The sequence below is a fragment of the Comamonas sp. lk genome (genome assembly GCF_900564145.1).
Classification (GTDB): domain Bacteria; phylum Pseudomonadota; class Gammaproteobacteria; order Burkholderiales; family Burkholderiaceae_C; genus Comamonas.
On sequence record NZ_UOOB01000002.1, the window covers coordinates 353,511 to 367,103 of the forward strand.

Consider the following 13,593-nt stretch of genomic DNA (forward strand, 5'->3'; position numbering starts at 1 on the left):
AACTGCGGGCTTGAAGCGAACTGGACTCTCAGACATCGCCTTGCCGGCGAAGGCCTTGTACAGACTTCGTTTTTCTGCGTTCACGTCCTGTCTCCTCACAGCACGTTGATCCATCGGGGCCGGATCACTCCAGCCCTCTCTTTAGGGGCGGCATTGTATCGACGCATGCCGCCTCGTCAGCCATCCGTTGCACTATCCCCACAAAACCTGCGGTATGGGAGAGCGTAAACACGCGCTCAAAAGACGCAGCAGTGTGCACCAAACAAAACGGCCTGCAAGGCAGGCCGTCAGAGTGTGTCAGAAAACACCCTACACCAGATAAGACCTAGGGTTTATACCAGACACTGATCCAGGCCCTGGCGGAAGATATCTTGCGGCAGATCAATGCCGATGAAGACCATGCGGCTTTCGCGCTTTTCGTCCGCCGCCCATTCCGGCCCCAGATCGCTGCCCATGAGCTGGTGCACGCCCTGGAAGATGACCTTGCGCTCGGTACCGTTCATGTTCAGCACGCCTTTGTAGCGCAGCATCTTGGGGCCGTAGATGTTCACGATGGCGCCCAGGAAGTCTTCCAGCTTGGCAGGATCGAACGCCCGCTCGGCACGAAAGACAAAGCTCTTCACATCGTCATCGTGGTGATGATGGTGGGGGTGATTGCAGTGCTCACCATGCTCGTGATCATGGTGGTCGTGGCCGCAGTGCTCGTCATGCACATGGCCGTGCTCATGCTCACACTGGCCGTGATCGTGGTCATGTCCATGGTCGTGATCGTCTTCCTTGAGGAAGTCGGGATCGATGTCCAGCTTGGCATTGAGATTGAAGCCACGCAGATCGAACACGTCCTTGAGGGACACCTCGCCAAAATGCACGGCCGTGATGGGCGCGCGCGGGTTCATGTGCTTGAGGCGGTGGGTCAGCTCATCCTTGTCGGCCTCGCTCACCAGATCGGTCTTGGACAGGAAGATCTGATCGGCAAAGCCCACCTGGCGGCGCGCTTCCTGGCGGTCGTCCAGCTGCTGGTTGGCATGCTTGGCATCGACCAGGGTGATGATGGAGTCGATCAGATAGGTCTCGGCGATCTCGTCATCCATGAAGAAGGTCTGGGCCACGGGGCCGGGATCGGCCAAGCCGGTGGTCTCGATGACGATGCGGTCAAAGTCCACCAGGCCTTTGCGGCGCTTGGCGGCCAGTAGCTGCAAGGCCTCGCGCAGGTCTTCGCGAATGGTGCAGCAGATGCAGCCATTGCTCATCTGCAGGATCTGCTCCTTGGACTCGGTCTTGAGAATGTCGGTGTCGATGTTTTCCTCACCGAATTCGTTCTCGATCACGGCAATCTTCATGCCGTGCGACTCGTGCAGCACGCGCTTGAGCAGCGTGGTTTTGCCCGAACCCAGAAAGCCCGTGAGGATGGTGACAGGAATGAGAGACATGCGTTGGAACCTCTTGCTGCAGCCAGCCACCTTGCGCGGCCAGCCAAAAAACACGCAGGACCGCTCTGACAGAGCCGCCCTTGGGAGTAAACAGCTGGGGAGTGTAGCGGTGCTTTCAAGCGCACACGGGCGCAAGGGCTGCCACCAAATCAGGAAAAAATCGAACGCAAGCGCTTATCCATCAAGAGCTACAAGCTATCAATTCAGGATGGATCAATCATCAGACTCCAGGTCTGACTTGCGAGCAGACGGCGGCTGATCCACCCTACCCTCCGCCCCGTCCTGGCGTCTGGCACGCGGATGGGCGTTTTCATAGGCCTGGGCCAGATGCTGAAAATCCAGCCGCGTATAGATTTGCGTGGTGGCAATACTGGAATGCCCCAGCAGCTCCTGCACGGCGCGTAAATCACCGCTGGACTGCAGCAGATGGCTGGCAAACGAATGGCGCAGCACATGGGGATGCACGCCGGCCGCCAACCCGGCCTGCTGGCCGCGCTGCTTGAGACGCGCCCAGACGGATTGGCCCGTCAGCCGCTCGCCCCGGCGGCCTATGAAGAGCGCCACCTCATCCCGGGCTCTGGCCTGTGCCGCACCGGCCAGACCCGCCGTGCGCTGCGCCAACCAGGCTTGCAAGGCCTTGGTGGCCATGGCCCCCACGGGCACGATGCGACGCTTGCTGCCTTTGCCCTGCACATGGGCATCACCCGCTTGCAGGTCGATCCAGCCCCGACCCTCGGCCTGGGTGCGCTGATCGGCTTTGACATCCAGCCCCACCAGTTCGCCCACGCGCAGGCCGCAGCTGTAAAGCAGCTCGGTCATGGCGGCATCGCGCGCCTCTATCCAGGGATCGGCCTCGGTGTTTTGAAAGCTGGCCAGCTGCACGGCGTCATCCACGCCCAGGGCTTTGGGCAAGGGCTTGGGCGCCTTGGGGCCGCGCACGCCTTCCACGGGATTGAAGGGCACCAGTTCCTGCCGGGCAGCCCAGCGGAAAAAACTACGCCAACCCGAGAGAATCAGCGCAATACCGCGCGCGCTGCGGCCGGCGCTATGCATTTGGGCAGCAAAGCGGCGGATATGGGTCGGCTGCAAAGCCAACAGCGACACGCCGGCCTCGCTGGCGAAATCCTGCAGCTTGAGCAAATCCAGGCTGTACAGCGTATGGGTGCGCTCGGCCAGGCGCTTTTGCACCCGCACATGCTCCAGATAAGCCACAACGACGGTCGGCAGCTGCGCAATTTGCTCCTCCAATGAGAGCATCTCGCGCACATCTTTATTGGGCATTCTGCCTATTTGACTGCAATCAGCCGCGTGCCAGACTCAACGGCGACAAACGCATGCGCGATAGCGAAGCACTGGCCAGCTGGGCGATGCGCGACAGGAATTCCGTCCCCATGGTGGCATCAAAGCGCGCGGCATCGGGCGAGCCCAGCACCAGCATGCCAAAGACGTTGGCAGTACTCTCCATGGCGCCATCGTGCAGCGGCAGCAAGGCCATGGATTGAATGGCATCGGGCTGGGCCAACCAGTGGGCGGGCTCAAACCCCATATTGGGACCGCAGAACGGCATGGTCAGCGAGGCGGCAAAGGCCTTGGCATCCTCGCTCACGCCCATGGTGTAGATGCTGCCGCTGTGCGCACCCGACACGTTCCACAGGCGCAGCGCCACCTGAGGCACCTCGAAGATGTGCTGCAGGCTGGCGGTCACCACATGGGGCAGCTCGCGCAAATCCTGCACCTTGGACATGGCGCAAGTCCACTGGTGGATCTTGTTGGCAATCGAGGTGTTCTCGCTGCCGTGGCGCACCATGTCCATGATGCGGTGCTCCAGCCCCTTGATCTTCTCGCGCAGCATCTGCGCCTGGCGCTCCTGCAGGCTCACGGCACGCGGGCCATGGCCGCTGATCAATTGCACGCCGGTCAGCATTTCGGCATGGCGCTCGAAGAACTCCGGGGTTTGCTGGAGATAGTCGGCAATGGCTTCTTCGGTCACGGCGTTGTCGGTCATGCTGTTCATAGCGTCTCGGGAATGTCGATCTGTCCTTCAAACACAAACTCTGCGGGGCCGGTCATGCGCACGCGGTCCTCGGCGCCACCGGCCCATTCAATGGTCAGCAGGCCACCGCGGGTATGCACGTCCACCCGGCTGTCCAGCAAGCCCCAGCCAATGCCGGCCACCACGGCCGCGCAGGCTCCGGTGCCGCAGGCCAGGGTCTCGCCCGCTCCGCGCTCGTACACGCGCAGCTTCACTGCGCTGCGGTCGACGATCTGCATGAAACCGGCATTCACCCGCTGCGGAAAGCGTTTGTGGTTTTCGATCAGCGGGCCGTGGACTTCGACGGGCGCCGCATCCACATCGGCCACCAGCTGCACCGCATGCGGATTGCCCATGGAGACTGGTGCTATCCAAACCGTAGCATTTTTCGCAGATACATCAAGGGATAGAGGCCATTTTTGTGCAGAACCCAACTTTTGAACCTGCAAACCGTCGCCGTCGAACGGCACCTTGACCGGGTCCAGCTGAGGGGCGCCCATGTCCACGGTCACGCGGCCGTCGGCATGCAGCTCGGGGGCGATCACGCCAGAGAGCGTCTGCACGCTAATCACGCGCTTGTTCGTCAAGCCCTTGTCGTGCACATAGCGGGCAAAGCAGCGCGCACCGTTGCCGCACTGCTCGACTTCGCTGCCGTCAGCGTTATGGATGACGTACTCGAAATCCACGCCTTCGGCGGGCGAGGGGCGCACGGTGAGAATCTGGTCGGCACCCACGCCAAAGTGGCGGTTGCCCAGATAGCGGTAGTGAGCCGGCGTCAGGCCCAGGCGGCCCCGGGTTTCGTCGAGCACGACAAAATCGTTGCCCGCACCCTGCATCTTGGTAAAGCGAATCTGCATGATGCCGCCCATTATCCTACCGGGCGCCGGTTTGCAGCCAGCACAGGAGACAAGCGTTGCGCCTACGCGAACAACAGGCCCTCAGCGGTAAAGCTTTTGCAGCAGCTGCAGCAGCTGAATCTGCTCGGCCGCACTCAGGTGGGAGACTGCGCTTTGCTCGCTGGACTTGAGTTCGGGCTCGGCCGCATCCAGCAGCTCGCGCCCCTGCACCGTGAGATACAGGCCAGTGGCACGGCCATCACGCGGATGCGGGCGGCGCTCCAGCAGACCGCGTGCGGACAGCGCATCGATCATGCCCACCATATTGGGCGGTAGCATGTCCAGCTGCTGACATAGCTGGCGCGAGGTGATGCCGGGATTGCCGCCCACCAGCGAGAGCACGGAAAACTCCACGATCTTGAGATCGAAGCGCACCATGCATTCCATGAACACGCCCACCAACGACAGCGAGGCGCGGCGCACGTTATAGCCGACCAAGGACTCCAGAAAACCGGCATCCACCCTGTCCACCGCCACTGACTCGACGGCATCCACCTGCGCTGCAGCCGCCAGCGGCAGCGCATTTTTCTTGCCACGCGCGGCAGACGGCTGGCCGTGGCCCGCACGGGTCGAACGGGAAGTGGCGTTGGCGGTTTTGGTTACAGGCATGGTGTCAGTCAGTCTCTGGCAGATCAGCGGGGGGCGGCGGACGCAATGCGCCAAATTTTGCCTGTTTTGCGGCATGACCGCTGCGAATTGCAGCGGGATGCCCGGAGCGCCGTGCAGGCCAAGCCGTTCTAGGCACTCTGCGCTGCAGCCTGCACCCCATGCACCATCGAGGTCTGGCGCCACTGGGCTTTCATCAGTTGCAGCCGCCAATCCATCTCGGGCAGCACGCGCTGGGTCACGGCCTGTAGCGGGCCTTGCCAGCGCTGGCCTTCGGTGCCCGGCGTGACCGCAATGCGGGCCCAGGCCCAGCCCATGAGCAGCACGGCCACACAGCGCAGAAAATCATCGGCCACGCGCCTGGCCAGGGTCTCATCTTCCTTGCAGCCCTGTACCAGCAAGGTGCTGAAGTAGCGCAGTTCGGCCAGACGGCGCAGCACCTCGGCATCCAGCGCGCGCGAGGCATCCAGGCTTTTGCGCAAAAACAGCAGCCATTGGCCGAAAGCCTGGCCCTCATCGGGCAGCAGCTTGCGCACCAGCAGGTCTATGGCCTGGATTTCGTTGGTACCCTCGTAAATCATGGCCACGCGGGCATCTCGCACGATTTGCTCCACGCCCCATTCGCGCATATAGCCATGGCCGCCAAAGACTTGCAAGCAGGCGCTGGCACCGTCAAAGGCCTGCTGCGTCCAGGCCGCCTTGAGCACGGGCGTGACCAGGCTGCACCATTGCTGAGCCTGTTCGCGCTCCTTGGCTGCCTCGGCATGGCGGGCCTGATCGAGATAGATACCGGTTTGGTAGGCCAGCACACGGCCGCCATCCACCCAGGCCCGCTGCACATCGAGCGTGCGGGCAATGGCCGGGTGCTCAATGATGAGATCTGCTGCATCGCCAGACCCGCGCGACGCGGGAACGGAGCCAGGAGCGCGCATCTGGCGGCGCTCCAGCGCATAGGCCCGGGCTTTTTGCCAGGCCGCATCCAGCAAGCCCACGCCTTGCAAGGCCACATGCAAACGGGCGGCATTCATCATCACAAACATGGCGTTCAGACCCGCGCCTTCGCGGCCTATCAGCCAGCCAGTGGCGGCTTCAAAGCGCATCACGCAGGTGGGGCTGCCGTGCAGGCCCATTTTTTCTTCGATGCGTTCGCAGACCACGGCATTGCGCTGGCCCTCAGGCTGGATCTTGGGCACCAGAAACAGGGACAAGCCCCGGGGCCCGGCGGGTGCACCAGGCAGACGGGCCAGTACCAGGTGCACGATGTTGTCCGTCAGATCATGCTCGCCGCCGGAGATGAAAATCTTGGTGCCGCTGATAGCATAGCTCGCTCCCAAAGCCGTATCGCCAATCGGCTGGGCCTGCGTGCGCACCAGGCCCAGATCGCTGCCTGCGTGGGCTTCCGTCAAGCACATGGTGGCCAGCCATTCACCGCTGGCGATCTTGCCCAGATACTGCGCCTTGAGGGCCTCGCTGCCATGGTGCTTGAGGCATTCATAAGCGCCGTGCAACAGACCGGGCGCCATGGTCCAGCCATGGTTGGCGGCGCTCAGCCACTCGTAGAGCACGCCCTCCAGCACCCAGGGTAGGCCCTGACCGCCATCCTCGGGATCGCAAGCCAGTGCGGGCCAGCCGGCCTGCCAGAAGTCCTGATAAGCCTGGGCAAAACCCGGCGGCGTAGTCACAGTGCCCACCTCAAAACGGCAGCCCAGCTCATCGCCCTCACGCGAAAGCGGCGCCACCACCTCGCCCACCCACTTTCCCGCCTCCTCCAGCACCTGCTGCATCAGTGCCCGGTCCGTGGCCGCATGGGCCGGCAGGCGCTGCAACTGCTCGTCGGCCTTGAGCACATCGAAAAGAAGAAACGCGTTATCGGCGCTGACGGGCAAATAGGACATAAGAAAGCAGCTGCCAAGCAGCAAATGGGAATCTCAAAACAACAGCCCATTCACGCCAAAGCACGGCCCAAGCCAGGGATGCCAAGCAAGGGCCAGGCTGGCCGCGCCGCCCCGCAGCGAGGGCATCGCCCCCCTCCCGCATTGCGAAGCAAAGCGAGAGAGGGGGAAGCCGCAAAGCGGCTCAGGGGGTGCGATCAGGTATCAGCCGTAAACCCAATCTGCTTGACCAGCGGGCCCCAGCGCTCGAACTCGGCCTGCTGGGAGCGGGCCATTTCTTCGGGCGTGGAGCTGGTGGCGATCAGGCCGACCACGCCCAGGCTTTCCTTGAGCGAATCGCTCTTGAGCGCTGCGATGATGGCCGCATGGGCGCGGGCGCGCACATCGGCCGGGGTCTTGGCATTGGCGTAGAAGCCAAACCATTCCTCGGCCGTCAGATCGCCAAAGCCCTGCTCGGCAAACGTGGGCACATTGGGCAGATAGGGATTGCGCTGCGGGCCGCTGGTAGCCAGCACGCGCAGCTTGCCGGCCTTGTAATAGCTGAGGAAGTCGCCGCTGGGGCCCATGACCGCCGCAATCTGCCCGCCAGCCAGATCGGACACGGCGGGCGCCGTGCCGCGATAAGGCACATGGCTGATCTTGATGCCCGAGCGCAGGCTGAGCAGCGAACCGATCAGATGCGGCTGCGTGCCGGCACCGGGGCTGCCGAAACTGGCTTTGTCGGGGTTGTTCTTGCACCAGGCCAGAAAGTCCTTGAGCGTCTTGACCTCGGCCGGTACGGCAGGACCTATGGCCAGGCCGTGGTGCATGATGGCACCAATGGAAATTGGCTCGAAGTCCTTGGCCTGATAGCTTAGCTTGCTATAGATATGCGGGTAAATCGAGAAAGCCGAGACCTGGGACAGGGCGATCACCGAGCCATCGCCCACGGCATTGCGCAGACTCTCCAGCGCAATGCGGCCGCCGGCACCGGGCTTGTTTTCCACCACACCCATATTCTTGGTGTAGCTGCTGCCCCCCATCTTCTCGCCCACGCGGCGGGCCACGGAGTCACCCGCGCTGCCGGCCGGAAAGCCGTAAAGAATACGGACTTGCTCGATAGGCCCACTGCCCTGGGCACGGGCCGCCATAGGGCCCAGCGCCGCCAGCGCGGCCGTGGCGCTCAGGCTTTTGACGAAATTGCGTCGATCTTGCATGGTTTGTCTCCTGCTAGTAATAAACGGACTCTGCGGTCCTGTGAAATCAATATCTGTCTCAATCTTTGGCTCTGCGCTGGCTCTAGCACTCTCCAAGCCAGAGACACCGGGCAAGGGCCTAGGCCGGCCGCACCGCCTCGCCGCGAGGGTGTCGTCCCCTTTGGGGAAGGCGCTCAGCGCCTCAGGGGGATCAAAAAATCAGCGCGGCGCCATGCGCAAAGCCCCGTCGAGGCGAATCACTTCACCGTTCAGGTGGCCGTTGCTCACGATATGGCAGGCCAGATCGGCAAACTCCGAAGGCTTGCCCAGACGTGAGGGAAAGGGAATCGAGGCGGCCAGCGATTGCTGCACGGGCTCGGGCAGCTCCTGCATCAACGGCGTGGCAAACAGGCCGGGAGCGATGGTACAGACACGGATGCCATGCTGGGCCAGATCGCGCGCCATGGGCAGCGTCATGCCCACCAGCCCGCCCTTGGAGGCGCTATAGGCCTGCTGGCCCACCTGCCCGTCAAAAGCCGCCACCGAAGCGGTGTAGACGATGACGCCACGCGCCCCATCTTCCAGCGCGCTCAGCTGGGCGCAGCGTGCCGCAAACAGCCGCGTCATGTTGTAGCTGCCGATCAGGTTGACGCGCACCACTCGCTCGAAATCGTCCAGCGGCGCAGGCTGGCCGTCGCGGCCGATCACGCGCTTGGCCGTGCCTATGCCGGCCACGTTCATGAGAATACGGGCCTCACCCCACTGCGCCTGGATCTGGTCCAGCGCCGCCGTCACGCTGGCCGTGTCCGTGATATCGCAGGCCAATGCCAGCCCGCCGATATCGGCCGCCACGGCTTTGGCCTTGTCCAGCTGGCGGTCCAGCACGGCCACGCGGGCACCGGCCGCGGCCAAGGCCCGCGCCGTCGCTTCGCCCAGGCCTGAGGCGCCGCCGGTCACGATGGCAATTTGATCCTGAATCTGCATTTCACTATCCTTTTAGAAGCTGCTTGCGCTTATTGGTATTAGGCTCAAGCCTGGTTTGGCTTCAAGATATGAGCCAGCGTCTCTTCATACAAACCCAGCACCACGTCTGCCCTATGGGTCAGCACGGCACGCTGGTTGATGGAGCCTTTGTCCGTCACCTCGCCCAGATCCAGCGAAGGCGCACGGGTGGAAGCCACGGCCCGTGCAATGCGGGTGGCGCTGCCGGTGGCCGTCTGCGCCAGCTGGTTCAGCACGGCTTGCAGATGCTGCTGCACGCCGGTGCTGTGCATGATCTGTTCCAGCGTGGCGCCCGCTTCCAGCCCGCTCAGGGCCAGGCAGGCCGGCGAGCCAAAGACGATGGCGCCGACCTCCTTGCGATCCAGCCCGGTGAGCACCACATCCTGGATAAAAGGTGCGCCCGCGTGAATGATGCGAGCGCGCAGCGGCCCCACATTGACGAAAGTGCCGGTGGCCAGCTTGAAGTCTTCAGCAATGCGGCCGTCAAAACGCAGACCCTGGTTGGGGTCCTGCAGATCGCGCCACTGCACGGCATCGCCGGTGCGAAAAAAGCCTTGATCGTCGAAAGCCTCGGCCGTGGCTTCGGGTGCACGCCAGTAGCCGGGCGTGACATTGGGGCCGCGGTAACGCACTTCCAGCTTGCCGTCCACAGGCGCCAACTTGAGTTCCAGCCCCGGCACGGGCACACCCAGATCGCCGGAGCGCACATCGGGCCGGTTGATGAACAGGGCCGAAGGCGAGGACTCCGTCATGCCCAGACCGGTGCTCATCACAATGCGCTCGCCAAACTCCTGCTCCTGCACCCGGTGCAGGCTGTCCCACACCGGCTGGGCCAGCGAGGCACCGGCATAGAAAAACATCTTCACCCGCTTGAGCAGGCTGGCGCGCAGCAGGCCATCGCTTTCCATGGCACGGGCAATGTATTCAAAGCCCGTGGGCACGTTGAAGTACACGGTGGGCGAGATCTCGCGCAGATTGCGCAGCGTCTCAGCAATGCCGGCCGGCGTGGGCTTGCCTTCGTCGATATAGACCGTGCCGCCGTGGTAGAGCGCCAGGCCTATGTTCTTGTTGCCGCCAAAGGTGTGGTTCCACGGCAGCCAGTCCACCAGCACCGGCGGGCCTTTGACCATATCGGGCATGGTCTGGGCAATCTGCTGCTGGTTGGCGCACCACATGCGGTGGGTGTTGATCACCGCCTTGGGCAGCTTGGTCGAACCCGAGGTAAACAAGAACTTGGTGATGGTGTCCGGCCCCGTGGCCTGCATGGCGGCATCCACCGCCGCCGTGGCCTCGGTGGTCAGCAGCTCGGCAAACCGCGTATGCGGCGCGGCACCGTCAGAAGCCGTGCGGTACACCACCTCGCAATCTGCCGGCACCACGGCGCGCACTGCCTTGTCGTAGCGCGCGGCATCGCTGGCAAAGATCAGGCCGGGGGTCAGCGTCTCGACCACATGGCGCAGCTTGGCGTAGTCGGTGCTGACCAGGGAATACGGTGTGGACACCGAGCAATACGGCACGCCGGCATACAGACAGGCCATGGCCAGCATGGCGTGGTCCAGATCGTTTTCGCTGAGGATGATGACGGGCTTTTCGGCCGAGAGCCGGCGATCCACCAGCGCCTGGCCTATGCGGCGCGCATGCTCCAGCGTCTGCGCAAAGCTGATGGAACGCCAGTTGCCGGTGCTGCCGTCCGCCAGGCGCTCGCGCTGGGCGATGAAGGGCTGATCCGGCGTGTGCTTCGCCCAATGCAGCAGCCGGTCCGTCATGCGGCTGGCATAGGGCGCCAGATCCTGCTCGGCGCGCACATGGCTGCTGCCATCGGGCTGCGCCTGTACCAGAATGCTTTGCACGCCAAACTCCAGGGGGCGGTAGCGCGGCGGCGCAATGATCTCTGCCTGCTGCATAGCGGTTGTCTCCATTTTTTTATGTTTGTGTATGGCGGCTTCAGCCCTTGCTGACCTTGGCGGCCCGCCCGGCCAGGAAATCCTGCAGGCGATGCTTGGCCTCGGGCGCGCTCTGGGCCACGGCGGCCATCAGCGCCTCGGTCATCAAGCCTTGGTCGGCAGGCTGCTCCGCAATGCGCGGCAGCGCATGCATGAGGGCGTAATTGGTCATGGGCGCGTTCTCGGCAATGCGCAGCGCCAGCTCCACGGCCTTGGCCAGGGCCTGGCCTTCGGGCACCACATACTGGGCCAGACCGATGCGCTCACCGTCTTCGGCGTTGTAGACGCGACCGGTGAACATCATGTCGGCCATGCGCGAGGCGCCGATCAGGCGCGGAATGCGCACCGAGCCGCCGCCGCCCACGAAAATGCCGCGCGAGCCTTCGGGCAAGGCAAAGAAGGTGCTGCTGTCGGCCACACGGATATGGCAGGCACTGGCCAGCTCCAGGCCGCCGCCCACCACGGCACCATGCAGAGCCGCCACCACGGGCACGGCGCCAAACTGCACCTGCTGCAGCGCGTCATGCCACATGCGCGAATGCAGCACGCCTTGCGAGGCATCGCGTTCGCTCAGCTCGCTCAGATCCAACCCGGCGCAGAAATGCGGGCCGTCGCCATCGACCACGGCCGCGCGCACGCTGGCGGGCAAATTCTGAAAAACATCGCGCAAACCCAGAATCAGACCATCCGACAAAGCATTGCGCTTGGCTGCGCGCTGCAAGCGAATGATGGCCACCTGCTGGTCGTCGCCAGCGAAATCGACTGCAATTTCTTTATGAGACATAACCATTCCTTTTCACCATTATTGTTATATTAAATAATTAAATGCAATGAGATTTGCCCCAATCCAATCCTAGTGATTTCCCCAGTCCCGACCCCATGAGAGCCCGGTTTGACAACCTTCGGCCGGCCGGCTTCGCATAATGCAGGCATGACTCGCCCCAGCCAGCTTTTGCATGCCCAGCGCATGCCCGTCGCCACCCGTGATGCCTCCACCGTTTTGCTGCTGCGCGACTGCGCCGACGGCCAAGGCTATGAAGTGCTGATGACAAGACGCGCCGACCAGGGCAATTTCGCCAACGCCTATGTGTTTCCGGGCGGCGGCTTAGAAGCGCAGGACGGCGATCCCGCCAACCATGACCTGGCCCGCGTGCGCAGCACCATGGTCGAGGCCAGCGGCGAGGCCCGCATCACCCAGGCCCTGGCCGGCATACGCGAAACCTTTGAAGAGCTGGGCATCTTGCTGGCCTATGACGCGCAAGGCCTGCCGGTTTCGGCCGCGCAAGTGGCACAGCTTGATCGCCACGCCTCGCTTTATGCCCAGTGTCGCGAGCACGGCTGGACGCTGGCGGTGGACCAGCTCTGGTATCTGGCCCACTGGACGGCGGCCCGCGATCTGCCCAAACGCTTTGACGTGCCGTTTTTCGTGGCCCGCATGCCCGAGGGCCAGACACCCGAGGCCGACGAAACCGAGCAGTTCGAGCCCACCTGGATTCGCCCGCAGGAAGCACTGCAGCGTTTTGCGGAAAAAAGCCTGTTCATCGTCTTTCCCACCGAGCGCACGCTGCAGCGCTTGGCGACGTTTGCCAGCACCCAGGCCGTGCTGGATGCGCTCCAAGGCGAGAAGCTGCTGTGGAAATCCTGCCCGCGCACGGGTTTCATCCAGGGCCAGGACACGCGGCACATGGAAACCGACATGGCTTTTGGCGAGCTGGAGATGGTCCATCCCGACGGCCAGGCCGGCCACCATCTGGACTGGCAATCCGAGACTGCCGTACCGCTGCGCAAAAACCTGCTGCGCCTGACAGCACCCAACCCCGGCGTCATGACCGGCCCGGGCACCAATACCTATCTGGTGGGCGATGCCGCCACCGGCTATATCGTCATCGACCCCGGCCCGAATGAGACCGTCCATCTGCAGCGCCTGGTGCAGACCACGGGCGGCGATATCCGCTTCATCGTCTGCACCCATTCCCACCCCGACCACTCACCGGGTGCGGCACCGCTGCAGGCCATGGTGGAGCAAGCCGGCCGGGCCAGGCCGCCCATCATGGGCCTGCCCTCGGCGCCCACAGCCCGCTCCTACAGCCGCTTCAAGCCCGAGGTCACGCTACAGGATGGAGAGCAGGTCACGCTCACCGGCAATGGGCCTGAAGGCGAAATCACCCATACGCTGCAAGCCATCTTCACGCCCGGCCACGCGGCCAACCACCTGTGTTTTCTGCTGGTCGAAGACGCTTTGCTCTTCAGCGGCGATCACATCCTCAACGGCAGCACCACGGTGATCGGCCCGCCGGACGGCAACATGATCGACTATCTGGATTCGCTGGACAAACTCGACGAGATCTGCGCCGAGCACGCGGTGCGCTACATACTGCCGGCCCACGGCCATGTGCTGGGTTTTGCACGCCAGCAGATTGCCAAGCTCAAGGCCCACCGCCTGGCACGCGAAGCCAAGGTCCACGCTGCCATGCGCGCCAAGCCCGACGGCAGCATTGCCGACTGGGTGGCCCTGGCCTATGCCGATACGCCCCAGGCCTTGTGGCCGGTGGCCGAGCGCTCGCTGCTGGCCCATGTGGAGCGCATCCAGAAAATGTGCCTGGGTCGCTAGGCCAGC

The 13,593-nt window shown here is 63.5% G+C and carries 11 protein-coding genes; 1 reads left to right on the top strand and 10 read right to left on the bottom strand.

Going from position 1 to position 13,593, the window contains the following annotated elements; genetic code table 11:
- Nucleotides 1–332 precede the first annotated feature (332 nt).
- The 10 genes from EAO39_RS20420 to EAO39_RS20465 all read right to left on the bottom strand — a co-directional run bounded on the left by EAO39_RS20420 (nt 333) and on the right by EAO39_RS20465 (nt 11,760).
- Nucleotides 333–1,430 carry a GTP-binding protein gene (locus tag EAO39_RS20420; protein ID WP_120971521.1) on the bottom strand — a complete coding sequence of 366 codons (1,098 nt, stop codon included), beginning with the start codon at nt 1,428–1,430 and terminating at the stop codon, nt 333–335.
- 213 nt (nt 1,431–1,643) lie between these two features.
- The gene (locus EAO39_RS20425) at nt 1,644–2,711 is read right to left on the bottom strand and encodes a tyrosine recombinase XerC (RefSeq protein ID WP_120971522.1); all 1,068 of its coding nucleotides are present in this window, start codon (nt 2,709–2,711) and stop codon (nt 1,644–1,646) included.
- A gap of 19 nt (nt 2,712–2,730) precedes the next feature.
- Nucleotides 2,731–3,444 carry a DUF484 family protein gene (locus EAO39_RS20430; RefSeq protein ID WP_120971523.1) on the bottom strand — a complete coding sequence of 238 codons (714 nt, stop codon included), beginning with the start codon at nt 3,442–3,444 and terminating at the stop codon, nt 2,731–2,733.
- Nucleotides 3,441–4,319: a diaminopimelate epimerase gene (gene dapF / locus EAO39_RS20435; RefSeq protein ID WP_120971899.1), complete on the bottom strand. Its 879-nt coding sequence runs from the start codon at nt 4,317–4,319 to the stop codon at nt 3,441–3,443. The genes EAO39_RS20430 and dapF overlap by 4 nt, the downstream gene beginning before the upstream one ends.
- Nucleotides 4,320–4,400: 81 nt before the next feature.
- Entirely contained in the window at nt 4,401–4,967 is a 567-nt protein-coding gene (locus tag EAO39_RS20440; RefSeq protein WP_120971900.1) for a MarR family winged helix-turn-helix transcriptional regulator, read from the bottom strand.
- Nucleotides 4,968–5,095: 128 nt separating this feature from the next.
- Complete coding sequence (locus EAO39_RS20445) at nt 5,096–6,859, bottom strand: acyl-CoA dehydrogenase family protein (protein ID WP_120971524.1); 1,764 nt, start codon at nt 6,857–6,859, stop codon at nt 5,096–5,098.
- 194 nt (nt 6,860–7,053) lie between these two features.
- The gene (locus EAO39_RS20450; RefSeq protein ID WP_120971525.1) at nt 7,054–8,052 is read right to left on the bottom strand and encodes a Bug family tripartite tricarboxylate transporter substrate binding protein; all 999 of its coding nucleotides are present in this window, start codon (nt 8,050–8,052) and stop codon (nt 7,054–7,056) included.
- A gap of 198 nt (nt 8,053–8,250) precedes the next feature.
- Nucleotides 8,251–9,015, bottom strand: coding sequence for an SDR family NAD(P)-dependent oxidoreductase (locus tag EAO39_RS20455; protein ID WP_120971526.1), 765 nt, complete (start codon nt 9,013–9,015; stop codon nt 8,251–8,253).
- Between the two features lie 44 nt (nt 9,016–9,059).
- Nucleotides 9,060–10,952: a feruloyl-CoA synthase gene (locus EAO39_RS20460; RefSeq protein WP_120971527.1), complete on the bottom strand. Its 1,893-nt coding sequence runs from the start codon at nt 10,950–10,952 to the stop codon at nt 9,060–9,062.
- Nucleotides 10,953–10,977: 25 nt separating this feature from the next.
- Complete coding sequence (locus tag EAO39_RS20465) at nt 10,978–11,760, bottom strand: crotonase/enoyl-CoA hydratase family protein (protein ID WP_120971528.1); 783 nt, start codon at nt 11,758–11,760, stop codon at nt 10,978–10,980.
- Between the two features lie 147 nt (nt 11,761–11,907).
- Between EAO39_RS20465 and EAO39_RS20470 the strand changes: the two genes are divergently transcribed.
- Nucleotides 11,908–13,587, top strand: coding sequence for an MBL fold metallo-hydrolase (locus EAO39_RS20470; RefSeq protein WP_120971529.1), 1,680 nt, complete (start codon nt 11,908–11,910; stop codon nt 13,585–13,587).
- The last annotated feature ends 6 nt before the right edge of the window (nt 13,588–13,593 follow it).